Origin of the sequence: Jiella pacifica (genome assembly GCF_010500815.1) — a bacterium.
GTDB lineage: Bacteria > Pseudomonadota > Alphaproteobacteria > Rhizobiales > Rhizobiaceae > Jiella > Jiella pacifica.
This window is the reverse complement of the sequence record NZ_JAAAMG010000006.1, coordinates 1-25,286: the sequence shown is the minus strand read 5'-3', so window position 1 is coordinate 25,286 and position 25,286 is coordinate 1. Positions and strand designations below refer to the sequence as shown.

Annotated in this window: 22 protein-coding genes and 1 pseudogene; 7 read left to right on the top strand and 16 right to left on the bottom strand. The window is 65.2% G+C overall.

The genetic code is table 11. The annotated features are described in order from the left end of the window. The first annotated feature begins 26 nt into the window (after positions 1-26). The 3 genes from GTK09_RS09010 (at position 27) to pheT (ending at position 3,384) form a co-directional block, all read left to right on the top strand. On the top strand, positions 27-446 hold the full coding sequence (locus GTK09_RS09010; protein WP_163462827.1) for a GFA family protein: 420 nt from the start codon (positions 27-29) through the stop codon (positions 444-446). A gap of 50 nt (positions 447-496) precedes the next feature. Then, positions 497-898 (top strand): hypothetical protein, encoded by a 402-nt coding sequence (locus tag GTK09_RS09005; RefSeq protein ID WP_163462826.1) that lies wholly within the window; start codon positions 497-499, stop codon positions 896-898. 71 nt (positions 899-969) lie between these two features. Beyond that, positions 970-3,384 carry a phenylalanine--tRNA ligase subunit beta gene (gene pheT / locus GTK09_RS09000; protein WP_163462825.1) on the top strand — a complete coding sequence of 805 codons (2,415 nt, stop codon included), beginning with the start codon at positions 970-972 and terminating at the stop codon, positions 3,382-3,384. A 44-nt stretch (positions 3,385-3,428) separates the two neighbouring features. Here the strand turns inward: pheT and GTK09_RS08995 are convergent, their stop codons facing one another. Both GTK09_RS08995 and cueR read right to left on the bottom strand, forming a co-directional pair. Beyond that, entirely contained in the window at positions 3,429-3,917 is a 489-nt protein-coding gene (locus GTK09_RS08995) for an MmcB family DNA repair protein (protein WP_163462824.1), read from the bottom strand. 238 nt (positions 3,918-4,155) lie between these two features. Beyond that, the gene (gene cueR / locus GTK09_RS08990; protein ID WP_163462823.1) at positions 4,156-4,551 is read right to left on the bottom strand and encodes a Cu(I)-responsive transcriptional regulator; all 396 of its coding nucleotides are present in this window, start codon (positions 4,549-4,551) and stop codon (positions 4,156-4,158) included. Positions 4,552-4,773: 222 nt separating this feature from the next. Here cueR and GTK09_RS08985 point away from each other — a divergent pair, with 222 nt between their 5' ends. Further along, positions 4,774-5,505, top strand: coding sequence for a L,D-transpeptidase (locus tag GTK09_RS08985; protein ID WP_163462822.1), 732 nt, complete (start codon positions 4,774-4,776; stop codon positions 5,503-5,505). A 294-nt stretch (positions 5,506-5,799) separates the two neighbouring features. On the opposite strand, the gene rnd is transcribed toward GTK09_RS08985, so the two are convergent. From rnd to GTK09_RS08965, 4 genes are all read right to left on the bottom strand, one after another. Next, the gene (gene rnd, locus GTK09_RS08980) at positions 5,800-6,948 is read right to left on the bottom strand and encodes a ribonuclease D (RefSeq protein ID WP_163463030.1); all 1,149 of its coding nucleotides are present in this window, start codon (positions 6,946-6,948) and stop codon (positions 5,800-5,802) included. A gap of 139 nt (positions 6,949-7,087) precedes the next feature. Next, on the bottom strand, positions 7,088-7,966 hold the full coding sequence (locus GTK09_RS08975; protein WP_163462821.1) for a hypothetical protein: 879 nt from the start codon (positions 7,964-7,966) through the stop codon (positions 7,088-7,090). 509 nt (positions 7,967-8,475) lie between these two features. Further along, the gene (locus GTK09_RS08970) at positions 8,476-9,408 is read right to left on the bottom strand and encodes a Hint domain-containing protein (protein ID WP_163462820.1); all 933 of its coding nucleotides are present in this window, start codon (positions 9,406-9,408) and stop codon (positions 8,476-8,478) included. A gap of 348 nt (positions 9,409-9,756) precedes the next feature. Further along, complete coding sequence (locus GTK09_RS08965) at positions 9,757-11,499, bottom strand: tetratricopeptide repeat-containing sulfotransferase family protein (RefSeq protein WP_246217801.1); 1,743 nt, start codon at positions 11,497-11,499, stop codon at positions 9,757-9,759. A gap of 494 nt (positions 11,500-11,993) precedes the next feature. Between GTK09_RS08965 and aspS the strand changes: the two genes are divergently transcribed. Then, positions 11,994-13,784 (top strand): aspartate--tRNA ligase, encoded by a 1,791-nt coding sequence (gene aspS, locus GTK09_RS08960; protein ID WP_163462818.1) that lies wholly within the window; start codon positions 11,994-11,996, stop codon positions 13,782-13,784. A gap of 17 nt (positions 13,785-13,801) precedes the next feature. On the opposite strand, the gene GTK09_RS08955 is transcribed toward aspS, so the two are convergent. The 5 genes from GTK09_RS08955 to GTK09_RS08935 all read right to left on the bottom strand — a co-directional run bounded on the left by GTK09_RS08955 (position 13,802) and on the right by GTK09_RS08935 (position 17,730). Beyond that, entirely contained in the window at positions 13,802-14,047 is a 246-nt protein-coding gene (locus tag GTK09_RS08955) for a hypothetical protein (RefSeq protein ID WP_163462817.1), read from the bottom strand. A gap of 15 nt (positions 14,048-14,062) precedes the next feature. After that, on the bottom strand, positions 14,063-14,941 hold the full coding sequence (locus tag GTK09_RS08950) for a colicin E5-related ribonuclease (RefSeq protein ID WP_163462816.1): 879 nt from the start codon (positions 14,939-14,941) through the stop codon (positions 14,063-14,065). A gap of 84 nt (positions 14,942-15,025) precedes the next feature. Further along, positions 15,026-15,535 carry a 2'-5' RNA ligase family protein gene (locus tag GTK09_RS08945; RefSeq protein WP_163462815.1) on the bottom strand — a complete coding sequence of 170 codons (510 nt, stop codon included), beginning with the start codon at positions 15,533-15,535 and terminating at the stop codon, positions 15,026-15,028. A gap of 160 nt (positions 15,536-15,695) precedes the next feature. Beyond that, positions 15,696-16,193, bottom strand: coding sequence for a DUF421 domain-containing protein (locus tag GTK09_RS08940; protein ID WP_203560952.1), 498 nt, complete (start codon positions 16,191-16,193; stop codon positions 15,696-15,698). 340 nt (positions 16,194-16,533) lie between these two features. Further along, positions 16,534-17,730: an aq_1923 C-terminal domain gene (locus GTK09_RS08935; protein WP_163462814.1), complete on the bottom strand. Its 1,197-nt coding sequence runs from the start codon at positions 17,728-17,730 to the stop codon at positions 16,534-16,536. A gap of 239 nt (positions 17,731-17,969) precedes the next feature. Between GTK09_RS08935 and parC the strand changes: the two genes are divergently transcribed. Further along, the gene (gene parC, locus GTK09_RS08930) at positions 17,970-20,222 is read left to right on the top strand and encodes a DNA topoisomerase IV subunit A (RefSeq protein WP_163462813.1); all 2,253 of its coding nucleotides are present in this window, start codon (positions 17,970-17,972) and stop codon (positions 20,220-20,222) included. A gap of 141 nt (positions 20,223-20,363) precedes the next feature. On the opposite strand, the gene GTK09_RS08925 is transcribed toward parC, so the two are convergent. From GTK09_RS08925 to GTK09_RS27405, 5 genes and pseudogenes are all read right to left on the bottom strand, one after another. Then, positions 20,364-21,779, bottom strand: coding sequence for an MFS transporter (locus GTK09_RS08925; RefSeq protein ID WP_376767965.1), 1,416 nt, complete (start codon positions 21,777-21,779; stop codon positions 20,364-20,366). A gap of 387 nt (positions 21,780-22,166) precedes the next feature. After that, on the bottom strand, positions 22,167-22,679 hold the full coding sequence (locus GTK09_RS08920; RefSeq protein ID WP_163462812.1) for a ClbS/DfsB family four-helix bundle protein: 513 nt from the start codon (positions 22,677-22,679) through the stop codon (positions 22,167-22,169). A 69-nt stretch (positions 22,680-22,748) separates the two neighbouring features. Continuing rightward, positions 22,749-23,414 (bottom strand): DNA alkylation repair protein, encoded by a 666-nt coding sequence (locus tag GTK09_RS08915; RefSeq protein ID WP_163462811.1) that lies wholly within the window; start codon positions 23,412-23,414, stop codon positions 22,749-22,751. A 224-nt stretch (positions 23,415-23,638) separates the two neighbouring features. After that, entirely contained in the window at positions 23,639-24,415 is a 777-nt protein-coding gene (locus GTK09_RS08910) for a tellurite resistance TerB family protein (RefSeq protein ID WP_163462810.1), read from the bottom strand. A gap of 122 nt (positions 24,416-24,537) precedes the next feature. After that, positions 24,538-24,717: pseudogene (locus tag GTK09_RS27405) on the bottom strand (hypothetical protein); the annotation flags it as partial. A 241-nt stretch (positions 24,718-24,958) separates the two neighbouring features. Here GTK09_RS27405 and GTK09_RS27785 point away from each other — a divergent pair. Next, the gene (locus tag GTK09_RS27785; RefSeq protein ID WP_281353353.1) at positions 24,959-25,090 is read left to right on the top strand and encodes a hypothetical protein; all 132 of its coding nucleotides are present in this window, start codon (positions 24,959-24,961) and stop codon (positions 25,088-25,090) included. Positions 25,091-25,286 lie beyond the last annotated feature (196 nt).

Genomic DNA, 25,286 nt, shown 5'->3' with positions numbered 1-25,286 from the left:
AGGTCGAAGAAAACCGAACGGATGTCATGACCCACGACCCCGCCACCCTCCACACCGGCGGCTGCCGTTGCGGCGCCATCCGCTTTTCCGCCTCGGCCGATCCCCATTATGCGGCGATCTGCCATTGCGGGGACTGCCGGCGCGCCTCCGGTGCGCCGTTCCTGGCCTTCGTCGGCTTTCGTCGCAGGGACGTCCGGTTCGAGGGTGGCGAGGGGAAGCGTTACGGCAGGGACCCGGTCGCCCGCAGCTTCTGCGAGACCTGCGGGGCGCCGATCGCCTATGAGGACACCCGGCTGGCTGATGAGATCTTCTTCAATCTGGGTGCAATGGATCGGCCCGAGCGCTATGAGCCGACGGTGCAGGCTTTCCTCCCGGAGAGGCTGCCATTCCGCTGTCTCGTCGTCGACTTGCCGGGGCACGATGGAATGAGCGTCCCAAGGAACTGACTGCTCGAAGCGCAAGATCGTCACTCTCAATCCTGAAGCGGAATCGCCTCATGCCCGCCCGTCTCATCGTCCTCGACGTCATCGCGGTTCTCGCCGGCGCCATCGTCGGTCTCTTCGTCGTCGACATTCTCGGCTGGGTGTTGTTCAGCCTGTCGGTCACGGGCATGATCGCCTCGATCGGCCGGTGGATCATCGTCCTCCTGACGGTCGGCCTGTTCGTCTTCTACTACCGGCTCCTGCCGCCGACGGGGGCCGCCATCGCCTCGTTCTTTACCGGGGTGGTCGTGCCGCTCGTCGCCGAGAAGATCGTCTTCGGCTCGTCCCTGCCGACGACGTCGCTCCTGTTTCTCTATGTCGTGTTCTCCGTCGTCGCGCTCTTCACCTATCGCTTCGTGCGAGCCGGAGGGAAGCGGAGCGACAGCGCCAAGGGAACCACCCGTCCGACCCCCTAGCCGGCAGGCCGGCTATCGCCACCTGCCGGCCACCTTCTCTTCCGTTTCGAACCGAATGAAGCTTAGAACCCATGAAATTCACACTCTCCTGGCTGAAGGATCACCTCGACACAGAGGCGGGCCTCGATGAAATCTGCGAGCGGTTGACGATGATCGGCCTCGAGGTCGAGTCCGTCGACGACCGCGCGGTGTTCGCACCCTTTCGCATCGCTCGGGTGGTCTCCGCCCGTCAGCACCCGGATGCGGACCGGCTGAAGCTGCTGTCGGTCGATGCCGGCCCGGAGGTGAACGATGGCAAGCCGTTGCAGATCGTCTGCGGCGCGCCCAACGCCCGCGAAGGCCTCGTCGGCGTGCTGGCTCTGCCGGGAACCTATGTTCCGGGCATCGACACGACGCTCGCGGTCGGCAAGATCCGCGGCGTCGAATCCTTCGGCATGATGTGTTCGGAACGCGAGCTCGAACTGTCCGAGGAGCATGACGGCATCATCGACCTGCCGGCCGACGCGCCGGTCGGCATGCGCTATGCCGATTATGCCGGGCTGATCGACCCGGTGATCGAGATCAACCTGACGCCCAACCATCCCGATGCAACCGGCGTCGCGGGCATCGCGCGCGATCTCGCGGCCGCCGGTCTCGGCCGGCTGAAGACGCCCGAGGTGCCCCGGATCGAAGGCGAGGGCGACGTCGGCGTCGGGCTCGAAGTCGAGAGCGCCACCTGCCTCGGCTTCGCGCTGCGGCGTGTCTCGGGCGTTTCGAACGGCCCGTCGCCGGAATGGCTGCAGAAGCGGCTGAAGGCGATCGGCCTTCGCCCGATCAACGCCCTCGTCGACGTCACCAACTACCTCACCTTCGACCGCGGCCGGCCGCTGCACGTCTTCGATGCGAAGAAGGTCGCCGGCGGGCTGAAGGTCCGGGACGCGGCCGAGGGCGAGACGATTCTCGCCCTCGACCAGCGCGAATACAAGCTCCCCGAGGGCACCTGCGTCATCGCCGACGACAAGGGCGTCGAGTCGATCGCCGGCGTCATGGGCGGCGAGCATTCGGGCTGCGACGCGGCAACGACAGAGGTGCTGATCGAATCGGCGTTGTGGGAGCCGCTCGACATCGCCCGCACCGGCCGGACGCTCGGCATCATCACCGACGCGCGCTATCGCTTCGAGCGCGGCGTCGATCCCGCCTTCATGGAGCCCGGGCTCGATCTCGCGACGCAGATGGTGCTCGATCTCTGTGGCGGCACGGCCTCGAAGCGCGTCGTCGCGGGCGTCCGCCCTTTCGAGCCGAAGGAAGTCCGCCTGCCCCTGACCGAGTTCGCGCGCCTCACCGGGCTTTCGGTCGATGCCAGCGAGCAGGAGCGCATCCTCGCCGTTCTCGGCTTCGCGCCCCATCGCGAGGGTGACGCCTTGGTCTGCACGGTGCCGAGCTGGCGGCCGGATGTCGACGGCAAGGCCGATCTGGTCGAAGAGGTCATGCGGCTTCACGGCGTGAACGAGATCAAGCCGGCGCCGCTGCCCTCCCATGCCGCCGTGAACGGCCGCATCCTGACCACGGCGCAGATCCGCGACCGCTCGGCTCGCCGGGCGCTGGCGGCCCGTGGCATGGTCGAGTGCGTCTCCTACAGCTTTGTTTCCGAGACCGAGGCGAAGGCCTTCGGCGGCGGCGATGCGGCGCTGAAGCTCGCCAACCCGATCTCCGCCGATCTCTCCGACATGCGCCCCTCGGTGCTGCCGGGGCTGATCGCCGCTGCCGGCCGCAATGCCGCACGCGGCTATGGCGACACGGCGCTGTTCGAGGTGGCGGGGATCTACCAGTCCGACACGCCGGACGGCCAGAAGCGCGTCGCCGGCGGCATCCGCCGGGGCACGGCGGGCATGGACGGGCCGGGACGGTTCTGGTCCGGAAACTCCGCGCCCGTCTCCGTCTTCGACGCCAAGGCCGATGCCTTCGCGGTTTTGGAGGCAGTCGGCTTTCCGGCCGAAAAGCTGACGATCGAGGCGCCGGCGAGCGACTGGTACCATCCCGGCCGCTCGGGCCGCATCAAGCTTGGGCCGAAGGTGGTCATCGCCGAGTTCGGCGAGTTCCATCCGATGGTACTGAAGACCCTCGACGTCACCGGCCCGCTCTGCGGCTTCGAGGTGTTCCTCGACCTGGTGCCGGAGCCGAAGAGGAAGCCGACGCGCACCAAGCCCGTGCTGACGCTCTCGCCATTCCAGCCGGTGCGGCGCGACTTCGCCTTCGTCGTCGACGATCAGGTGGAGGCCGGCCGTATCGTCCGTGCTGCCGAGGGGGCCGACAAGGCGCTGGTGAAAGAAGTCCGGGTGTTCGACGTCTTTGCCGGCGCGGCGCTCGGCGAGGCGAGGAAGTCGGTCGCCATCGAGGTGACGCTGGCACCGAGCGGGCGCACCCTCACCGAGGAAGAACTGGAGGCGGTGTCGGCGAAGATCGTTGCCGGGGTCGAAAAGGCGACGGGCGCGACGCTGCGCTCCTGAACGAAGAGGACCGCGACATTGAGGCCGGCAGGCAGCCGCCGGCCTCAGTCCATCGTGGCGGCGGGATTGGCCGCCCATTCGGCCTGCAGCAGGCGATTGGCCGACAACCGCGCGAATTTCAGCGTCATCGCCTTGCGGGTCGCCGGTGCCAGCCGCTCCAGCGGCGCCTCGCGCAGGATTTCCGCGTCGTAGCCGTCGGTCAGGATCAGCCCGAACTCCTGTGGGAAGATCTCCGTCGGCACGCCCGGATGGGTGGCGAAATAGAGCCGGTCGCAATGCAGCCGGTAGATCGGCCATTTCTGATCGACCCGAAAGTCCTGGATCGAGGTCTTGATCTCGACGATCGCGATCTCGCCCTTCTCCGACAGGCAGACGAGATCGGCGCGCCGTCCGGAGGCGAGCGGCATTTCCGGCAGGAGGGCGATCTGGCGGGCGAGCATCATCCGCTGGACGCCGCGGCGCACCATCATGGCGCGTTCGGACTGGCGACCGTCGATCAGCGGATACTGGGCAAAAGGCGAAACGAGTGGCATGCGTGGGAAATTATTCGCGGCGGAAACAAAACGCAAACGAATCGCGATAGTTAGGGTGGCTTAAGAAGAACGACGGTCCGCTCGCTCCCACCCATCGCGGCCGAAACGCGATGCCGTGCGGGCTCACAGGCTCACCTCGTCGCCGCCGGCTCCAGGCGATCGCCCTTGCCGCCCGGATGCCTTCTCGGAAAATCTTGGCGAAGCAGCGGAAAGTCGGAACGCCGCCGCCTCCGGCGAATCATTCGACGCGTTCGCCGGCGATCTCCTCGAGGATCGGGCAGTCGGGGCTGTCGCCGCCTTCGCACTGGTCGGTCAGCGTTGCGAGGGCGCGTTTCAGCGAGTTGAGCTCGGCGATCTTGCGGTCGATCTCGCCGATCCGGCGCGTCACCAGCCGGCGCACGTCCTCGCGGTGACGGTTCTCGTCGCCATAGAGCGACAGGAGCTTGCGGGCTTCGGCGATGGAGAAGCCGAGCGAGCGCGAACGCTGCAGGAAACGCAGGACGTGCACGTCCCGCTCGCGATAGTCGCGATAGCCGTTGTTGGCACGCGTCGGCTTGATCAGGCCGACTTCCTCATAGTAGCGGATCGTCTTCGCCGGCAGTCCCGACTGGCGTGAGGCCTCTCCGATGTTCATGGTCTGAACCTTTGGGTCCGTTGCGGCGACCGAGATGTCGCTTGCGGGCCACAGGTCAACTGTGACGGCAGCGCAACAAACTCTTTCTTAACCACGATAGGCTGCAATGCGGCCGTTGCTCGGCTGCCTGAGGAGGCCTATCGGAGAAGAGGTTCCGATGAGCTCTCGCCGCAGGTTCGGCCAGGCAGCCAGCAAGACACCCCAACCGGATTGGCACCCGTCATGACGATCAAGACCACTTTGGCTATCGGCACAGCGATCGCAGCGTTGATGCTGGCCGGTTGCGCGGACAATCCGCGTCGCGCCAGCCTCACGCCGGCCACCACGCAGGTGGCAGCCTATGCGGGGCCGGACAATCTGGCCAACGCCGGCAGCCTCGCCGCGACCAACGAGATCGGCTACGGCGCCACCGTCGACGACGGCTTTTCGCTTCCGGCGATCCCGACCGCCAAGATCGACCCGCAATTTCTGCGCCAGCGCGTCTCCTATCCCGACGGCCTGCAATACGATCCGGGCACAGTCGTCGTCGATACGGCGAACCGCTTCCTCTACGTCGTCGAGGGTGGCGGCATGGCGATGCGCTACGGCATCGGCGTCGGCCGCCAGGGCTTCTCCTGGGCTGGCGATGCGCAAGTCAATGACAAGCAGCACTGGCCGAAGTGGTTTCCGCCGGCGGAGATGATCGATCGCAAGCCGGAACTCGAGCCCTATCGCAACGGCATGGATCCGGGCCTCAGCAATCCGCTCGGGGCGAGGGCTCTTTACCTCTACCAGAACGGCAAGGACACGTTGTTCCGCCTGCATGGAACGCCGGAGTGGTGGACCATCGGCACGGCCGCTTCCTCGGGCTGCATTCGCCTGATGAACCAGGACATCGTCGACCTTTACGAGCGTGTCCCGATGGGCGCCAAGGTCGTCGTCAAGCAGGGCAGCGAGCGTCTCGCTCAGCGCTGAAGCGCGAGGGATTGCCAGCACGGGCTTCATTCTCGACGGGTTCCCGCCGAGAATGAAGCCCGATTGCATTCGGGCAGGTCCTGCCGGAAGGCGTGCCCCGTTCGGCGGGTCTGCCGGAGCAGTCTCGCCCGATCCCACGAATTTTAAGCAGGCGCTCGCGGGCGCGGCCCGAATCGTCAGGTCATCGACGCGGACACCGAAGCCTCCGCCATTCGAGATCGGCGGCGGCGCGAAGCCCGTCTCGACGAAGATCGCGACCTGCAACCCGAGCAGCGTTCGCCGCGCCTTTCGGTCTCAGGTGATCGGCAGCAGCTCGACCCGGCGGTTGCGATAGACGAGGCCGGCCTTCCCGGACAGGAGATCGAGGGCCCGCTCGCCGAAGAGCTTGCGCCGCCAGCCCGTCAGCGCCGGAACGTCCGCCTCCTCGCCCTGCGATGCCAGCTTCTCGAGATCCGCGGAGGAGGCGATGAGCTTTGCCGCGACACCCTCCTCCTCGACGACGATCTTCAAGAGGACCTTCAGGAACTCGACCGCCGCGGCTGTTCCCTCGGGGAGCTGCTGGGGCCGTGGAACGGACGGCAAGGCCGATTTCGGCAGAGCGAAGGCGCGCTCGACGGCGGCAAGCACCTCGCGCCCGTAGGCGCTGCGCTCGAAGCCCTTGGAGAGCGTGCGCAGCCGGGAGAGCGACTGCTCGTCGCGGGGCTGCTGCTGGGCGATCTCGTAGACCGCTTCGTCCTTGAGGATGCGGCCGCGGGGCTTGTCGGCATCGCGCGCCTCGCGCTCGCGCCAGGCCGCGACCTCCTTCATCACCTGCAGCTCGATCGGCTTCTTGACCCGGAGCTTCAGGCGGGTCCATGCGTCTTCGGGATGCAGGTCGTAGGTCTCGGGGTTGGCGAGCACCGCCATCTCCTCGTCGAGCCAGGTTCCCCGGCCGCTCGCCTCGATCGTCTCCCGCAGCGCCAGATAGACGTCGCGCAGATGGGTGACGTCGGCGAGCGCGTAGACGAGTTGCTTGTCGGAGAGCGGGCGCCGGCGCCAGTCGGTGAATCGCGACGTCTTGTCGATCCGCGCCTCGGACAGCCGCGCCACCAGCTGATCATAGGCGATCGATTCGCCGAAGCCGCAGACCATCGCCGCGATCTGGGTGTCGAAAAGCGGCGCAGGCACCCGGCCCGACAGCTTGTAGATGATCTCGATGTCCTGGCGCGCCGCGTGGAAGACCTTCAGCACCGACGGATTTTCCATCAGGTCGAAGATCGGCGACAAGTCGATGCCCGGCGCCAGCGGGTCGACGATCACCCCCTCGTCCGGAGACGCCATCTGGATCAGGCAGAGCTCCGGCCAGAACGTCGTCTCGCGAATGAACTCGGTGTCGACCGTGACGAAATCCGATTTCGCGAAGGTCTGGCAGGTCTCGGCGAGATCCGCCGTGGTGGTGATCAGATGCATGATTCTTCTTTAGCCCGAAGAAATCTTCGAGCGAAAGGCTTTTGACGCACACAATCGATCGAGCGGCGGGCCTCCCCAGCTTTCCCCACTGGCCACTGGGTGAGACACCGGGGCCCTGCCATGCGGCTCTGCGTCACTCGGATGCCATCAGCTTCGCCCGCCGCCGGCGTTCCAGTGCGATCTTCCGCACGTGGTCGATGGCGACCGTCTGGCGTTCGAGGAGCCTTGCCGGCTCCGTGGCATGATCGTGCCGCAGGCAGACGAAGAACTCCGAGCTTCCCGGCTCGGTGGTCGCGAACTGGCTGATGACGAAGGGAAACAGGCCGGCCCGGGAAAGCTCCTCGATGAGGTCGAGAAAGGACAGCGGGGTGAAGACCCAGCAATGACATGTGATGCCGGCATCCGCCCCGTCGCGACTCGCCTCCTGCGCGAAGGCGAGGGCTTCCTCGGTGCCGGCGCCGGTCAACTGCGCCGGATCGACGGGCTCGCGCCACAATTGCTGGGGGCCGAGCGGGACGGCGAGGCGGCGGTGATCGAAGAATTGGCGGAAGCTCGGCCGCGTTAGGCCGAGATGATCGGCCTCGAGGATCTCGCCGAGAGTGGAAGGCGCCCTGAGGGCGTCGCCGGTCATCCGCTTGTCGGGAAGCGTCATGTTGAGCACACCCCCCGGCCGCAGCGCTTCGAAGACGCCGCGAAACCATCCGAGAAGGTTGGGCACGCGATGGGCGAAGAGGCGGGCGATGGCGAAGTCGCGGGTCTTGTCCTCGCCGATGGCAGCGAGGAGCGAGCCATTGCCGTTCCAGACATGGTCGACCGAGCCGCCCGCCGCGTCCTCCGACACCAGGTCGACATAGCGGACGGAGAGCCCGTCGGGCAGGGGCAGGGGGTGAGGGCCCGGCCCGAATTCGACGCCTTGTGATCGCGGCAGGGCGACGTCGTGGGTGAGCCGGGCGAGCCGCGGATCGCTCCGTCTGAGAGCGAGGAAATCGTCGAAGTTCGGGCGGGTGTTCATGGGGCGGAGCTGCAACGCGACAAAGGAGGGTTATGCGCGAGCCTATCGCATGGCGCATTGCGGATCAGCAATTGCCTTGTGTGCCTTGTGTACCTTCGTCGCTCCTCGTGGCTACCGCGAGGCAAGGCCGCAGCCGTCGAGACACATCGCCCGAGCATCGCGCGTTTCGAACGTCGATGGAGCGGGTGTCCGCCACCGCGTCAGGCATGGACTGCGAACGTCGTTCGATGCTCGCGCTTCACCGCCCGGATAGACCGGCCTGTCGGCGCGCCCGGCGGCGCTTTCGGTCGGCCGCCGGTTCCGGCCGCTGCCGCCTGTCCGCCGGTGAACGTCCGTGCCACCGGACATGCCTCAGAAGCCAAGCACTCCCCGATCTGCCGGAGTGATTCGCCTTCACGCCGCGTCGGGAAAGCCGGCCCTTGTCTCGCCGGTTCCGACCTTGCCGCACAGCGACCATTCCGGCCGATCGCGGCCGCCGCCTTGGTCGTTGCCGCGGGCGTATCTGCCGATCAGGCTGCGGCGTAGCTCTCTTGAGCCGGCCAGGCACACTGGGCCGAGAGCTCGGAATAGAACAGATCGGCGAGTCGCTTCCTTTCCGCTTCCACCAGCGGTCCGTCGATGGCGACCTCCCGGCAGCGGCCATGCTGGCCGGCGGGCACGAGATCCGGATTGGCGAGGACGTCGTCGAGGTCGTTCTCGAACCAGGCCCGCGAGCCCATGTCGAAGAAGCTTTCGGCGGGCAGACCATCGGCCAGAAGCACGTCGTGCTGGTCGAGTTCGACATGCCAGTAGGTCACGCTCTCCAGCGACGTCCGCTCGATTGTCGTGCCGTTGATGAGGTTCATCACCGGAACGAGAACCTCGGCGCCGTTGTGGCGCACCAGCACCGGATGGCCGGGCGAAAGGAAGACGTCACGCTCGGGCACGCCGGCCCCGAAGGCGTTGGCGCGGACGCGCACCGGGGCCATATGGGCCATCTCGCCGTTCAGCGAGAGCGTGCGCCGGCCGATCCAGGTGATTTCGCGCTCAGTCCCGGAGGCGGTCACGGCGATGTCGCCCTTGGCCAGAGCCTGTACCGGAACGTCGCCCCGCTGCGTCCGGATCAGCGTGCCTTGCGCGAAGCAAAACGCGTAGGCGTTGGTCGAATAGCTGATGGTACTGCCGTTCGTGTAACTATTGTCTGTGTATAGAAGGCGCCCGTAGGTGCTGTCATTGACAATGACACCACCAGAAGTCTGTCCCACGTATGTCACGGGAAATCTTTGGCCGGGAGGATCGACCGATAAATGAACGAACAGATCGTCCGGGTTAATGTCGCCGAAGATAGTGAGAGATTCTCCGCCCTGATCATCGTCGTACACATAGACTGGAGCGCCTGTGAACTGCGCCCCCACTTGGTTTCCCGTCAGTCGGTAGGAATGAGCGAAGGTTACTCCTGCCATCGTGGGCGCTCCATGTGGGGACGGTTACGGGTAGGAAACGGTTTCACTTGCGGCACACTTTGCCCGCGCGGCGAATATGAATGCTACGCTAGCATGCGCAATCTGGGCTGCCAAGAAGAAATGATGAAATACAACAGGGTGATGCAGGAAAATTGCAGGCCAGTGGGCAGCGGCTTCGATAGTTTGAAGTATAGTTTCAAAAGCAACAGATCAGATCGCAACTAACCCGGAGATTACGTCGTGCATCCTATATCGGCGGACGGTTCGAGGACGCAATTCACCGCTGCGGCGCTTCAGGGAAAGGACGCCGCAGGCCTTTGATCGCGGTTTGCCGAGCCTTCGAGGCCGTTATACCGCATAACCCCACTCCTCCATCAGCGGCTGCAGAATCGGCAGCGCCGGCTCCAGATGCTTGAGGTAATGGCGATACCGGTAGCGCGATCGATCGTAGAGCTTCTCGGTGACCTGGGCGTAGCTCGCGGTGCGGGCGTAGCGGACGTTTTCCTCGAAGCTCAGCGCCCGCGGGTCGAAGGGGACGCCGACGAAGTCGAAGACGCCGCGCATCGTCGCCTCCTGGTCGTCGACGACGTCTTCGTAGCGCACCGCCTTGTAGTTCAGATCCATCACCGCGCGATAATGCGCGACCAGGCTGTTCGACAGGACGAGGTGCTCGGCCGCGGTTTCGAGCTGCGCGCCGCAGAAGCCGCCATGGGTGAAGAAGTTCGACATGGCCGAGACCATGATGTCGAGCGGGTGACGGATCATGTGGACCAGCGGCGAGCGCGGGAAGATGAGACCGATCAGCCCGAGATGCATCTCGTTGAGCGGCATCTTGTCGGTGAAGAAGCGCGCCTCGCCACCGAGGAGCCCTCGCTGCCGGGCCCTTTGCAGGTAGAAGTCGCGCAGGCTGTCGAGCTCGTCGCGCTTGTCGCCCATCCAAAGTTCGGCCAGCGCGCCGGGATATTCGTGCGGGCTCGCCAGAAGCCGCGGCATCGTCGCGACGATCTCGTGAACGATCGGCAGTTCGTCGCCGGCGGTGATCTGTGGGCTCACCGACAGCGACTGTTCGAGCAGCGTCGTGCCCGAACGGGGAAAGCCGAGAATGAAGATCGGCTGGGCGGCGTCGGCGCGGACGCCGGCGCGCGGCAGGATGTCGACGCGCTCTTGGGCGAAGAACTGCTCGAGCTGGTCGGCAAGGCCCCGGGCTTCCTTGCGGAGATAGGTCTGGCCGCCCATTTCGACGGCCCGCTGCTTGCTAGCAAGGAACGCCTCCCAGGCCTCGTCGTAGCGCCCGGTCTTGTCGAGCAGGCGGCCGCGCTCCATCAACTCGATCGGCCTGAGCTGCCGCTCTTCCTCGGCTTCCAGAATCGCCAGCGCCTCGTCGGCGCGTCCCTCCCGGCCGAGGATCGCGGCTCGGGTCTGACGGGTCGCCGGCGTCGGCGCGCTGACCTCTTCGACGCGGTCGAGAAGTTCCTTCGCCCTGTCGAGATTGCGGTCGGCCTCTTCGAGCTGGGCCCAGCCGAGCAGGGACTGCCGGTTCATCGGTTCGGCCGCGACGACTTCCTGGTAAAGCTCGCGCGCCTCCTGCATGCGGCCCTGGTTCTTCAGGTTCAGCGCGAGATTGGACAAGACCATCGGGATGCGCTTGCCGGAGAGCTCGAGCGCCTTGCGATGGTGGTATTCGCCGGCCGCCGCCTTGCCGGTCTGGGTCAGCGCGACCCCCATCAGATTGTGCGATTGCGGATTGGTCGGAGCGAGCCGAAGGGCCTGCCGCGCATGCACCTCGGCCTTCAGGTTCTGGTGCCGTCCGAGTTCCAGAAGCGCCAGCTTGCTGACGGCCCAATAGTCCGCCGGCTCCTCGCCGACGATCCGTTCGAGCAGCACGGCGGCGGCGTTCTGCCGTTTCTGGTCGAGCCGGACTGCGGCGAGCGTGCGCAGCGCCGGCACGTGCAGCGGCGCATTCTCCAACACGCCGATCACCAGTTGTTCCGCCCGCTCGAGATCGCCGGACCGCAGCGCCGAAGCGGCGGCTTCGACGTTGCCATTGAGGGTCGCCGGAATCTCGACGGCTGCTGCGGCAGTCTTGTCCATGTCACAGCAGCTTTCCGGAGAGAGCCCGCTGTTGCATGCGCAAAGGGAGGAATTCATCTGGTTCATGGCCGTCTTGTTACCCGAATCGCCTGTCTTCTTGTCATATCGCTAGGCTTGATAGGTGCTGCCGATCAAATCAACATGCGATTTCATTCAGATGGCCTGACCGATGTGGATCGCAGGCCTTGCTCGAAACGCCGTTCGCGGCGCAAAGCATCCGATACGCGCTTCGATGTCGAGCCCTTCGGCGTGAGGGCAGGCGGCGTGCGGTTCCTCGCCGGCGAAGCGGCGCAAGGCTTTTCTTCCTCTCCGCGAAACACCGTGGCTCCGTGCCTGCGACTGCGGAGCGATCGACGGGCGTGTGGCGCCCGGCCGAGCGGCAGGCCCGGCCTTGACATCACCGGGCGCCCATGTGCTTTTCCGCCGCAAATCCGAGATTTCACGCCCGCTCGCCGGACCGCGAAGCGGCGCCAACAGCCGCGACGAGACAAGCCATGCATCGCTACCGCACCCACAGCTGCGCCGCCCTGTCCAAGGAGAATGTCGGCGAGACCGTGCGACTGTCCGGCTGGGCGCATCGCATCCGCGACCATGGCGGCCTCCTGTTCATCGACCTGCGCGATCACTACGGCCTCACCCAGGTGGTGGTCGATCCCGATTCGCCCGCCTTCAAGGCCGCCGAGACGGTGCGCGGCGAATGGGTGATCCGGGTCGACGGCGAGGTGAAGGCGCGTTCGGACGAGACGGTGAACGCCAAGCTCCCGACCGGCGCGATCGAGGTCTTCGCCCGGGAGATCGAGGTGCTCTCGCCGGCCAAGGAACTGCCGCTGCCGGTCTTCGGCGAGCCTGACTATCCCGAGGACATCCGCCTCAAATACCGCTTCCTGGATCTCCGCCGCGAGACGCTGCACAAGAACATCATGCGGCGCACCAAGATCATCGCCAAGATCCGCTCCTTGATGCAGGAAGCGGCCTTCACCGAATTCCAGACGCCGATCCTCACCGCGTCGAGCCCCGAGGGCGCGCGCGACTTCCTGGTGCCCTCGCGGCTCCACAACGGCATGTTCTACGCCCTGCCGCAGGCACCGCAGCAGTACAAGCAGCTGTTGATGATGTCGGGCTTCGACCGCTATTTCCAGATCGCGCCGTGCTTCCGCGACGAAGACCCGCGGGCCGACCGCTTCTATGGCGAGTTCTATCAGCTCGACGTCGAGATGAGCTTCGTCGAGCAGGAAGACATTTTTCAGACCATGGAGCCGGTGATCCGCGAGGTCTTCGCGACGTTCGCCGACGGCAAAAAGGTTTCGGAAACCTTCCGGCGCATTCCCTATGCGGAATCCATGAAGAAATACGGCTCTGACAAGCCGGATTTGCGCAACCCGATCGAGATGCAGGCCGTGACCGAGCACTTCGCCGGCTCGGGCTTCAAGGTCTTCGCCAACATGATCGCGAATGACGAGAAGGTCGAGGTCTGGGCGATTCCGGCGAAGACCGGCGGCTCCAGAGCCTTCTGCGACCGGATGAATTCATGGGCGCAAGGGGAAGGGCAGCCGGGCCTCGGCTACATCTTCTGGCGTGAAGAGAACGGCGCGGTTTCCGGCGCCGGGCCGCTCGCCAAGAACATCGGCGAGGAGCGGACAGAGGCGGTTCGCACCCAGCTCGGCCTCGAGGCGGGCGACGCCTGCTTCTTCGTCGCCGGCCGGCCGGAGAAATTCGTCCAGTTCGCCGGTTCTGCGCGCACCCGCGTCGGCGAGGAACTGAACCTTCTCGACCGTGACGCCTACGAGCTCGCCTGGATCATCGACTTCCCCTTCTACGAATATGACGAGGACGAGAAGAAGGTCGATTTCGCCCACAACCCGTTCTCGATGCCCCAGGGCGGCATCGAGGCGCTGGAGAACCAGGAGCCCCTGTCGATCAAGGCGTTCCAGTACGACATCGTCTGCAACGGCTATGAGATCGCGTCGGGCGGCATCCGCAACCAGCTGCCCGAGACGATGGTCAAGGCCTTCGAGATCGCCGGCTATTCCCGCGCCGACGTCGAGGAGCGCTTCGGCGGCCTCTACCGCGCCTTCCAATACGGCGCCCCGCCCCATGGCGGCATGGCGGCCGGCATCGACCGCATCGTCATGCTGCTCTGCGGCGCCAAGAACCTCCGCGAGATCGCGCTGTTCCCGATGAACCAGCAGGCCTTCGACCTGTTGATGGGGGCGCCGGCGGAGGCGAGCCCGGCGCAGCTGCGGGAGCTGGGACTGCGGGTGGCTCCGGTGGAGAAGAAGGGGTAGGGCTCCTCGCCTTTCCCTTACTCGACGACGAAGTCGAACCTCTCGTGCGGGTCCGAGCCGTACATCTTGAGAAAGCGCCAAGCCGCGACATGCGATTGCTCGCGGCTGGCGTCCGAGAAATCCGCGATGCCATCCAGGTCGGGCGTGACCCGACCCTCTTCGTCGACGATCAGCCGCTCGATCCCGACGATCCTGCGCTCCTGCTGTTGCAATTGGCGGAGACGCTGCAGGGAAATGTCGTAGGTGACGTAATCGTTCGTCATGGTCTCGTGCCGTTTTCAGAAGGGTGATGACCAGCCGGGGTTCGTGCGATCGGAAATCTGCACGATGTCACCTGTAGCATCATTGCGCACGACGTAGCTTCCGTCGCGATTGATATAGGCGGTCGCTTTATCTCTGGCACGGGTCCCGTCGGGTTTCCAGCGCGTGTCGTGCGTCGCTTCCCGGCGGTGCGGAGCATTGATCGTCGCCTCGACGCTTTCCTTTGTCCACCCGCGTTTCGCCATCTGTCTCTCGATCTTGGTGCCAAAGCGGGTCGCCACGAGTTCAAGCCCCTTCCGCCTCAGCGGTACTCTTGCCAGGAACCGGCCCGCTGTGCCGACAATCTTGCCTGCCGCACCAGCACCGACGGAGATGACCATCATGGCTGCTTCGCCTCTGCTCGATGGCAGCAGCGTGAGTTTTAGACCGGCGATGGCGGCCTTCCAGTGGGCGGCCGCCATGTTGCCTGCGACAATGTCGTTGGCGATGGCATCGACCGCTTCCTGCTCAATCGCATCGTGAAGCGTTTCGAACGGGTCTCCCGATCGCGGCTCCACTCGCTCTGACAGCGAGTTCCGCCCGAAGGCCTCGGAGCTCGTACCCGGGGCATCGCCGATGATCACCGACTGACAGCCGCCCGTGATCGCATTCAGCCTGTTCGATCCTTCTGCGACCATGTCGCCCAAACGACAGGCCGGTTGGCCGTTGATCAGCACCGTCGGCGAGCCCTCCATCACGACCCCCGTGCCGTGCCGGCATTCGTGCCGATCGATGCGGGCGCGCCAGGCCGGCAGGCCGCCGATGAGGACGTCGGGGCTGCCCGGCCCCGGTATCAGCCGGCCTGGGATCTTGTGGGCGACGGGATCGAGGCGGCGTGCGGCCGGGCCGGTGGGCATGGTGCCCTCTTAGGTTGCTTGATCTCCCGCATGAGACAACCAAAAGAAGCTGGCGGTCAATGGCTCCAGTCGTCGGGGCACTCTTCATCCGCCGAAGGGAAACGTGCCAGCTTCTTCCCACGGGCCGCCACGATAGTGCCAGAGGATGAGGCCCGTTCCGGTCGCCTCGAAAGGCGAGAACGCCGACCGCAGCGTCTCGAATGTCGTCCGCGCTTCGGCCCCGGGCACCTTGTTCTGGATCGTCACATGCGGGCGAAATCCTTGCGCGTCCTGCCGCGTCAAGTCATTCCGCCAGCGTGCAGTGAGGTCGCGCCGGAGTGCGACGAGGGGCGGGGCGTCGATCTCGCAGGCCGTGCCGCGGCCGAGGAAGCGCAGGCCGGTGACGGCGAGCGGGATCGGCGCCGCCTCGCGGGTGACGGCGCGAAGCGTCGCCGCGACCTCTTCCTCCTTCTCGCCGGGCAGATGGTGAAACAGCGTCAGATGCGCTGGGATGAAATTGCGCTCTCGTGGAAAGTGCCGGCGCCGCATTGCGTCGAGGCGCTCGAAGCTTGCCGTGTCGAGGCCGAGCGTCAGGATGAGCGGTGCGTCGGCCATCGGGCGCCTCCGAGGCATTGGTCGGTTCGGCAAGTGGCGCGCGGAAAGTCGCGAGACAGTGCGTCACGGCGTCCCCCCCGTCAACTCGCCGCGCGGATGAATGCCGGTGAGGCGTGAAGAGCAGTTGGAATACCCGAGCCGGTGAAGCCGTGCTCCCGCGTCAGGCCTTGCTGCTCGCGCTTCTGGCTTCGTCGTCGTGGCGAGGTCCGGCCTTTTCCGCCCCGCGCACGTGCCGCAACAGTTCCGGCGCGAAGTCGTGGCCGTGCAGCACCGAGATGTCGCCGGTGGTCTCCAGCACCACGGCGCGCACCTCGCTCATCGCCTGAATGTTGGCGCCGCGCAGCTTGGCATAGACGTCGCCGGGCGAGACCCGGCTTTCAGCCATCGCCGCGTCGATGAAGACGCCGTCGCGCATCAGAAGCAGCGGCTCGTTGTCGACCAGCGTCGTCACCGCCCGGCTGTTGCGCCGGCCATAGGCGAGGACGACCTGGATGCTCATCAGTGCTGCGATCGCCACGACGGCCTTGAGGAAGGCGGACCAGTCGACGGACGAGGCGGCGGTCGCCACCAGCGAGCCCGTGGCCAGGGTGATGATGAAGTCGAAGGCGGTCATCTTCGAAAAGGATCTGAGGCCGATCGTCCGCGCGAGCACGATCACGGCGCACAGCGCAATGGCGGCGAGAAGAATGCCGCCGAGAATGGCGTCGGGAACGGGTGGCAGGCCGAAAATGGCGATCTCCTTCGGATCTTAAGTGAATCCCGCAGCGTCGTTGCGTCGTGACGATGCCGTGGATGGAATCCGGGATGATCTGCCTGAACATAAAACGCCGGCCGGGCGCTGTAAGGCCCGGCCGGCGCGAGAATCCATGTGCGGCCACGAACTCCGGGGCGCCGGAACATCGACGCTTTGTCCTCGCTCGCCGCGGTGTTCGTCGGTCTCGCCCAAGCGATCCGCAAAGCCGGCTGCCGGCCTTGCGGATCACGCCTTCGCCGAAACCTCAGTCCCCGGTCGCGTCGTTCGCCGTCACGTCGAGCGACAGCACCTGCGGCAGGGTCTGCGGAGCGCCCATCGCCGCGCCCATGATCTGCATCGCCGGAACCGGGGTCTCCGGGTCGACCGAGATCGACAGCGATTTGGGATCCTTCAGGAAGGTCGAAACGGCGTCGCTGACCTTTGACTGGAACTCCGGGTTGTTCAGCTGGGCAAGCGCGGCCGGCACCATCGCCTGGACCTGCTGGACGAGCTGGTCCGGCGTCGTCCCCTGCTTCTCGGCATAGTAGTCGAGCAGCTTCTTGGTCAGGGAATCGTCTGTGAAGGTGATGTCGGCCGAGCCGAGGGACAGCTGCGACATCAGCCCCATCATCGCCATGCCGCCGTTCTGATCGGCCTCGGGGTTCTGCCGCATCTGTTGGGAGATCTGCTGCATCGACTGGATGAAGGCGGGGGTGTAGCCGGACATCTCGTAGGTGAAGGAGAGATTGCCGGCGTTCTCGACGTCGATCTCGAACGGGTCGAGCGTCACCGTGCCGGTCTTCGGATCCCAGTTGGCACTGCCCTCGATGCCGCCGCTCATCTTGGTGTAGCCGAGATCGCCCATGGTCTTGACGGTCTCGGGATCGGCGGTGGAGAAGTCGGCGTTGAAGCTGCCGAAATCGAAGTCCGACGAGAAGGTGTCGTCGTCGTTGATGGTGTTCTCGATCGAGGCGCCCGACAGGTCGAACACCTTGGTGCCCTTCTCCTCGACCGAAAGGCTCTCGATGCCGGCCTTGTCGAAGTAGAGCGCCGACATCTGCTTGGCCGGCGGCAGGCTGGAGCGGTCGGCCGGCAAGAGTTCCAGGCCCTCGATCGAAATGCCGGTGACGGTCGTGTGGGTGTCGTCCTCGGTGACGTCGACGTCGGCAATCGGGACGCGCGCGACCTTCCAGCCTTCCGCGGTGGAGCCGGTGACGTCCTCGAAGGTGATGTCGCCGAGCTTGGCGGGCTCTTCGCCCTCAGGCGTGGCGGTCAGCCCCGACAGGACGACGTCATCGCCTTCCGAGGAGGCGCTGTCGTAGGCGAGGGTCATGTTCTGCTCGGCTGCGACGGCCTTGAGGCGCTCGCCAAAGGCGTTCGCGTCGGCGGCGAAGGCCGCGGTCGAGCCGAAGAGCAGCGCGATGGCGGTCGTGGTCAAGGACACGGTAGTCTTGGCGGACATAAGGTACCTTCTTTCAGCGTTGAGCCCGGCGCGTGGCGCGGAGTGGGTCATGCCCCGCGCGGAGACGTAGCGCGGTCGGAACCGGCAATCTACGCACAATTCCGGCGGCACGAAGACGTGTAATGGTGGGGCAGGCCCGAAGCCTTGCGATTTCGTTTTCGCCGCGGATCACGGAAAAAAGCCGGGGATCGTTTCGTTCCGGTCTTGTTCCTCGTCTTGACCTTCGATAGACGGGCCTTATGGGCAAGGCAGCGGAACCCCCTGGCAGCGGCGGCGACATCGAACCGATCGACCTGAAGACGGCGCTCGAGGAGCGCTATCTCGCCTATGCGCTGTCGACCATCATGGGCCGGGCGCTGCCGGACGTGCGCGACGGGCTGAAGCCCGTGCATCGCCGGATCGTCCATGCCATGCGGCTTTTGCGCCTCGATCCGGGCGACGCCTACAAGAAATGCGCCCGCATCGTCGGCGACGTGATGGGCAAGTTCCATCCGCACGGCGACGCGGCGATCTACGACGCGCTGGTGCGCCTCGCACAGGACTTTTCCGTCCGCTATCCGCTGATCGACGGCCAGGGCAACTTCGGCAATGTCGACGGCGACAGTGCCGCGGCCATGCGCTACACCGAAGCCCGCATGACCGAGGTCGCGACGCTGCTTTTGCGCGGCATCGACGAGGACGCGGTCGACTTCCGCCCGACCTACAACGAGGAGGACAGGGAGCCGGTCGTCCTGCCGGGCGCCTTCCCGAACCTCCTCGCCAACGGCTCCTCCGGCATCGCGGTCGGCATGGCGACGTCGATCCCGCCGCACAACGCCGCCGAACTCTGCGACGCGGCGCTGAAGCTGATCGAAGATCCGGACGCCACCACCGACCAGCTTTTGCGCTTCGTGCAGGGGCCGGATTTCCCCACCGGCGGCGTCGTCGTCGACGGCCAGGCGCAGATCCGCGAGGCCTACGAGACCGGTCGCGGCTCCTTCCGGGTGCGGGCGCGCTGGGAGAAGGAAGATGCCGGCCGCGGCAACTACGTCGTGGTCGTCACCGAGATCCCCTATCAGGTTCAGAAGTCGCGGCTGATCGAGAAGATCGCCGAACTGCTGCAGGCGAGGAAGCTGCCGCTCCTCGCCGACATCCGCGACGAATCGGCCGAGGACGTGCGCGTCGTCCTGGAGCCGAAGAGCCGGACGGTCGATCCCGAACTGTTGATGGAATCGCTGTTCCGGCTGACCGACTTCGAGAGCCGCATCCCGCTCAACATGAACGTCCTGTCCGGCGGCAAGGTGCCGAAGGTGCTGTCGCTGAAGGAGGCGCTATCGGAATGGCTCGCCCATCAGCGCGAGGTGCTGCAGCGGCGGACGGGCTACCGGCTCGGGCAGATCGAGCGGCGGCTGGAGATCGTCTCGGGCTATCTCGTCGTCTTCCTCAATGTCGACGAGGTGATCCGGATCATCCGCGAGGAGGACGAGCCGAAGAAGGAATTGATGCGCACCTTCGAGCTGACCGACAATCAGGCCGAGGCGATCCTCAACATGCGGCTGCGCTCCCTGCGCAAGCTGGAGGAATTCGAGCTGCGCCGCGAGTTCGACGCACTCACCGCCGAGAAGGCCGAGAAGGAGGCGCTGCTCGCCTCGGGCGAGAAGCAATGGGCGGCGATCGCAGGCGAAGTCCGAGAGGTCCGCGAGACCTTCTCGAAGAAGACCAAGCTCGGCCGGCGCCGCACCCGCTTTGCCGACGCGCCGAGCCGCAATCTCGATGACATCACCGTCGCCCTGATCGAAAAAGAGCCGGTGACGGTCGTCCTGTCGCAGAAGGGCTTTCTGCGCGGCATGAAGGGGCATCTGACCGACCCGTCGGCGCTGAGTTTCCGCGAGGGCGACAAGCTGAAGCTCGCCATCCACGCAATGACGACCGACAAGCTGATCTTCCTGTCGACGGGGGGCCGCGCCTTCACCCTGTCGGGCGACAAGCTGCCGTCGGGCCGCGGCCAGGGCGAGCCGATCCGTCTCGCCGTCGAGATGGAGGACGAGGACGACATCGCCACCGGCTTCGTCGCCGATCCGGAGCGTCAGCGGCTGCTCGTTTCCACCGACGGCTCGGGCTTCGTCGCCACCGAGGCCGACATGATTTCCGGCACGCGCAAGGGCAAGCAGCTCGTCAACGTCTCGGGAACCGCCCGGCTGGGCTTTGCCGTGACGGTTGCGGGCGGCGACATGGTGGCGATCGTCGGCGAGAACAGGAAGCTGCTGGTCTTCCCGCTCTCCCAGGTGCCGCAGATGGCGCGGGGCAAGGGCGTGCGCCTGCAGCGCTACAAGGACGGCGGCGTCTCGGACGTGAAGGTGTTCAAGCTGGCCGAGGGCCTCACCTGGACCGATTCCGCCTCCAGGGCCTTCCTGCGCCAGGAAGCCGAACTGCTCGAATGGCGCGGCGACCGCGCCCAGGCCGGCCGCCTGGTGCCGAAGGGCTTTCCGAAGAACAACAAGTTTTCCGGCTGATCGGTTTCGGGCACGGTGGGCGGCGGGCGGCGGCTGCAAGCGATCTGCGTCCGTGCGAATTTCTGCGCCATGCTCCGAAAGGGAAAGGTCGCCCCGCGCCGCGCCGGAGAAACCGGCACGCTTCGGCGGTCCCGCCTTGTTCTAGGCCCTGCCGGTCTCCGGCGGTCCTTCGGTTCGCTGCACGAGAACGAGACCCACCACGAAGAACACGATCAGGCTCGCCATGCCGATCCGCGAGGCGGTGATCGGGTCGAAGCCCTGCGCCGCGTAGCGGGTCGTCAAGGCCACCGCCGCGGGCGCGAGGAACGACGTCGCCCGGCCGATGAAAGCGTAGAAGCCGAAATAGCGGCCGGCCTCCTCCGGCGTCACCGATTTCGCCATCCAGGAGCGGGACGAGGCCTGGATCGGCCCGAAGGCGAGGCCGATCAGCAGGCCGAAGACGATGTAGCTCTTTTCCGCGCCGCTGCCGAAGAGGCCGCCGCCGGGCTCGGTCGGCGCGAAGCTCAGGAGGCCGAACAGCGTCGCCTCGGGGCTCGTCGAGATGATGCCGAGGGTCGCCAGAGTCAGGCAGAGGATCGCGATCACCACCACCGCCTTCGATCCGAAGCGCTGGTCGATCAGCCCGGCGGCAAAGCAGCTCGGGATCGCGACGACGTTGAGGATGATGCCGAAGAGGCCGCTCTCGGTCAGCGTCCAGCCGAACATGCCGGCCGCGAAGGCGCCGCCGAGGACGATCAGCGCATTGACCCCGTCCTGGTAGATCATCCGGGCGATCAGGAACCGGAACAGCGGTTTCCTCTCGCGGATCTCCCGGAAGGTGGCGAGGAGATCGCCGAGCCCCTGGCGCATCGCCGCCGAGACCTTTTCGCCGCGCGGCCGATCCGGCGTCAGGAAGAACATCGGCAGGATGAATACGAGATACCACAGCGCCGCCAGCGGCGCCGTCGCCCGCGCCCCTTCCCCCGTCGCCGGGTCGAGCCCGAAGGCGGGAGTGAGGCCGAGCAGCGTCAGGCCGGTCTCCTTCGAGCCGGCGAGGAAGGCCAGCGCGACGACGAGGAAGACGATGCCGCCGGCATAGCCGATACCCCAGGCGACGTTGGAGACCCGCCCGATCTCGTCGTTGCGCAGGAGCCGCGGGATCATCGCGTCGTTGAAGACGATGGAAAATTCCGCCCCGATCGAGGCGAGGACGACGAGTAGCGAGGCGACGAACAGCGACGATCCGGGGCTCGCGAACCACAACAGGCAGAGCGCCGATATCTTCAGGACGGCGAAGACCCCGATCCACGGCTTGCGCGGCCCCGCCCGATCGGCGACCGAGCCGAGAAACGGCGAGCCGATCGCGACGAGGAGGCCAGCGATCGTCGCCGACCACGCCCACCATTCCTGCCCCGTCGCCGGGTCACTCGCCAGCTGCGAGACGAAATAGGGCCCGAAGACGAAGGTGATCACGACGGTGAAGAAGGGCTGGGCGGCGAAATCGAAGGCCATCCATCCCCAGACGCCGGGACGGCGCAGGGCCGGGCGCGGATCGCGCGTCAGATGATCCGATGTCACGTGGCAAGGCCCCCGTCCGCGCCGCAGCGATGGAGCTAGGTGCAACGATTTCGATGTCGGGGCAAGCCGCGAAGGGGCTGTGGGTCGAAGGCGGCGCCGGCGGTCTCGTTCTCCGATCAGCGTTCGCCGGGCGAGCGGGGGTGATACCAGGAGGCATTGGAAATGACTCCTGGTTCCGAATCCTGATCTTCGTCAAGCCTTTGGCTTGGCATCGAGAACGGGATGTGTGCAGCGGGCGGAGGCGTCAGCATCCTCGCCCGCTGGCATGAGATATGAGCGCGGCAGCTCGGATGTTCGTCTGCACTGGGTGGGAAGTCGTCATGAGCACATCCAAGACCGGTCTGAATGGTGGCAAAGGCTCAAGGGGAACCGCGTAATTCCCGATATCTACGCCACACTCTTTGTCTTCAGCCACTTCCGCAAACGTCCGCGCGCGTTCGCGTAAGGCGAAGACGTGTTGAACTGAATCATGCGGCCCATCGTCCATTTCCCATACCAAGGGCGGCCATAGAGGTCGTCGTTGCTATGGGCTTCGATCAACGACACAATCCGCCCCTTCGCCGCCTCCAGACGCTCGATAAGCTGCGGATAGGGGACGTCCTCATAGTCGTGATAGAATTTCTGAGCGAGCCGGCCCAACTCATTCCACCTGAAGCCGGTTTCGGGCAGATCGACCGGCTCGCCCGCTGCGTCCCGGTCGAGCCATTTTAGCACCAGCTCGTTCCACCCGACTAGATAGGCTGCGAGATTGGCAACGCTCATCTGTGTTCCCTTCGCATGTCCTTCCAGGCTCTGTTCATCGACCACGGACAACGGGATGGCGCGCAGCTCGATGATAAGTTTATCGAAGTTTAAATCGATCGATTTAAGCAATCCATCTCTGTCTGAAGGGGCATTCATGTATTTATATAACTTAAAAAATTCCAGAAATTTGCACGATATGGCGGCCCTATGAATAGATGAAATGCATTACTGGTACGCATCTTTTCCATCGTCTATCCTCTGCTGTCTCAGCCTCGACTGGAGCAATCGGGTCGCAAGTTTATGGGTCTGACGTGTGCCGTGCTCGTCAAGATTCCATCCTGCAACGGCGCGCACGACAAGTTCGGGGTGCCTCTTGCTGATGTCTCTCAGGGCGTTTCCGACCGACTTCCTAAGATATTCGCTGTCGTCGTTTCTAAACTGGCTGAGCAAATCAACTGCAACCTCGGGGTGATCGCGGAAATACGGTCGTCCCGTCCATATCCGGAGACCTTCCGTTACAGCCCGTCGAACGTTGGCGGAAGGATCGGCCAACCAGACCCCGATGACCGGAAGCGCGGTTTCGTATCCCCTATCTGCACAGAAGCGATCGAATGCTTTCGCAATGATTTCTTGAACGCGCCAGTCGCTGTCTCGGCGAGCCTGCTCCTTCAGAGCTTTTAAAGCGTCATCACACCGTGCTGCCGCCATCCCTAGAATGAATGTTCCAATACATCGCGCTTGCGGCAAGCTCACCTGTAACAGAGTAAACGCCAGTTTTTTGGCTTCGGTCGCAGAAACCGTATCCCACACTTCAACGGCCGCCTTTTCCAGATCTTTAAAGCCATGCTCGGTCTTACTTGCGCGCTCCACAAGATTTTGGATGGACTGCATCAAGCTGAAACCCTTCACTATAATCAGTCGTGAAATCCCGGCTCAAACCAACAGTCCTGCACTCGACTGCTGCGACAGACGTGATCGATGACGACAGCCACCTGCAAGGGGCCGCTTTCAGAGCAGTCACTTCCTGGCATGAACGGCCGCAACGGGTCGAATGCTGCCGATCAGCCTTGTTCAGCAAAGCGCCGTGACGACGGATGCGGGACCGTGGCCGCCTGCTACTCCGCGCCCGCGGTCTGCCTGATCTCCCGAGCGAGGTCGGCCGGCAGAGCGAGCCTTGCCGCCAAGAGGTCGAGATAGGCGCGTTCGGCCGGGTGGTCGGCGTCGATGGCCAGCACCGAGGCGGTGTAGATTTCCATGGCGACTTCGGGCGTCTTCGCTTCCAAGGCGAGGTCGTCGACTGTCTTGGGGCGGCGGAGTTCGTCCATGACGAGGGCCTTTTCGTCGCTCGCCATGTCCATGTCGTCGATCTTGCCGAAGATCGCATTCTCCTCGTCGGCGTCGATAGTGCCGTCGGCCTTGGCGGCGGCGATCATGGCCGACAGCATCAGCCGGGCGCGATCATCCTCCTCGCCGGAGGGCATGAATGCGGTGCCATGGGGCTCCGGCACCTCGTCGGGGCTCTGCGCCGGGGCCAGGTTCCGCACGGGTTCGGCGCCGGGCAAGGCGGTGGCCCCGGATTTCGCCTGGTAGTTCTGATACGCCTTATAGGCGAGGCCGGCGACCAGCGCGGCACCGCCGAGCTTGAGCGCACTGCCGCCGAAGGACTTGCCGCGCTTCTTCTTGAAGAGCTGCGAGGCGAGACCGCCGACGACGGCGCTGGTCACCATCGAACCGCCTCGTCCCTGGAGTATGCCGCCGACCTGATCGATCAGAGAGCCGCCCGAATTTCCGCGCCGCGACCCGTCACCGTCGCGATGGGGATCGCGGCGGGATGACGAGCCGCCCTGCGTCTGGCTGCCGAGGAAATCGGAGAGAAGGCGCTGAATATCCACTGGGTCGGGTCCTCATAATCTCGGTCGCTGACCCCGGATATCGAAACGGCAGATGCGATTGGCAATAGCGGCCACCGCCAGATGACATGCGCCGACTGCTTGCGCTCTCGGACCGGCCGGCGAGCCTCAAGGTCCCCGCAAGGCAGCGCCAGCCCGGCGCCGCGCTGGTCTTCTTCGAAGATCCGGCGACCGGGTTCGATTACGACCACACATCCCCTGCGTTCCAGTTGCGCGAGCAGGGTCGACTTCGCGTCACCCGAACAACCTGAAGTGCGATGTGCCGGACGTTCGCAGCGCCTCAGATCAGTTGTCCGCTTTCAGGCGAGCCTCTCGTGGCTCACAACGGCTTGAGAGGGCCGATAGTTTCCATCTGCGACGATGGGATCGGATTCGTCCCGCCGATGCTCGACTGCCTTCACGAGCCGGTATGTCGGCCATCGTTCTCGGCAGCTTTCTGCCGCCGCCACTCACGAAAAATTCTCGCGTCTTGCGTTTCGCCCCATGCTAACGCTTGCCATCGCAACCCCATCGAGGATGAGAGCCATGGCCAAGGGCCAGATGCGCAGCAACAAGGAAACCCGCAAGCCGAAGGCCGACAAGAAGGCCAAGGACGCGGTGCCGTCGACCGTGCCGGGCAAGTTCGCCACGGCACAGTCGAACGACAAGAAGAAGTGAGCCTGCCGCCGGCACCGATGCTGCATCGGCGCCGGCCGTTTCGTCGCCCGGTCAGACCTGGGCGGCGAGGTCGTCCGTGAAGAAAGCTCGTCAAGCGGCGTCGGCGGTTTGACGGGTGCCGAATAGGCTGATGATCGCGATCTGGATGAAGGCGACAAAAAGCTCCAGCCAAGCGAGGATGCGGCGGAAGTTGTAG

What these genes read in the sequence shown, in the direction of transcription:
- aspS (WP_163462818.1), top strand. Translation starts at nt 11,994, where the DNA reads ATGCATCGCTACCGCACCCACAGCTGCGCCGCCCTGTCCAAGGAGAAT.
- GTK09_RS08915 (WP_163462811.1), bottom strand. Translation starts at nt 23,414, where the DNA reads ATGCAGTCCATCCAAAATCTTGTGGAGCGCGCAAGTAAGACCGAGCAT.
- GTK09_RS08935 (WP_163462814.1), bottom strand. Translation starts at nt 17,730, where the DNA reads ATGTCCGCCAAGACTACCGTGTCCTTGACCACGACCGCCATCGCGCTG.
- GTK09_RS08955 (WP_163462817.1), bottom strand. Translation starts at nt 14,047, where the DNA reads ATGACGAACGATTACGTCACCTACGACATTTCCCTGCAGCGTCTCCGC.
- GTK09_RS08985 (WP_163462822.1), top strand. Translation starts at nt 4,774, where the DNA reads ATGACGATCAAGACCACTTTGGCTATCGGCACAGCGATCGCAGCGTTG.
- GTK09_RS08945 (WP_163462815.1), bottom strand. Translation starts at nt 15,535, where the DNA reads ATGGCCGACGCACCGCTCATCCTGACGCTCGGCCTCGACACGGCAAGC.
- GTK09_RS08970 (WP_163462820.1), bottom strand. Translation starts at nt 9,408, where the DNA reads ATGGCAGGAGTAACCTTCGCTCATTCCTACCGACTGACGGGAAACCAA.
- GTK09_RS09005 (WP_163462826.1), top strand. Translation starts at nt 497, where the DNA reads ATGCCCGCCCGTCTCATCGTCCTCGACGTCATCGCGGTTCTCGCCGGC.
- pheT (WP_163462825.1), top strand. Translation starts at nt 970, where the DNA reads ATGAAATTCACACTCTCCTGGCTGAAGGATCACCTCGACACAGAGGCG.
- cueR (WP_163462823.1), bottom strand. Translation starts at nt 4,551, where the DNA reads ATGAACATCGGAGAGGCCTCACGCCAGTCGGGACTGCCGGCGAAGACG.
- GTK09_RS08975 (WP_163462821.1), bottom strand. Translation starts at nt 7,966, where the DNA reads ATGAACACCCGCCCGAACTTCGACGATTTCCTCGCTCTCAGACGGAGC.
- parC (WP_163462813.1), top strand. Translation starts at nt 17,970, where the DNA reads ATGGGCAAGGCAGCGGAACCCCCTGGCAGCGGCGGCGACATCGAACCG.
- GTK09_RS08965 (WP_246217801.1), bottom strand. Translation starts at nt 11,499, where the DNA reads ATGGACAAGACTGCCGCAGCAGCCGTCGAGATTCCGGCGACCCTCAAT.
- GTK09_RS08950 (WP_163462816.1), bottom strand. Translation starts at nt 14,941, where the DNA reads ATGCCCACCGGCCCGGCCGCACGCCGCCTCGATCCCGTCGCCCACAAG.
- GTK09_RS27785 (WP_281353353.1), top strand. Translation starts at nt 24,959, where the DNA reads ATGGCCAAGGGCCAGATGCGCAGCAACAAGGAAACCCGCAAGCCGAAG.
- GTK09_RS08920 (WP_163462812.1), bottom strand. Translation starts at nt 22,679, where the DNA reads ATGAATGCCCCTTCAGACAGAGATGGATTGCTTAAATCGATCGATTTA.
- GTK09_RS09010 (WP_163462827.1), top strand. Translation starts at nt 27, where the DNA reads ATGACCCACGACCCCGCCACCCTCCACACCGGCGGCTGCCGTTGCGGC.
- GTK09_RS08995 (WP_163462824.1), bottom strand. Translation starts at nt 3,917, where the DNA reads ATGCCACTCGTTTCGCCTTTTGCCCAGTATCCGCTGATCGACGGTCGC.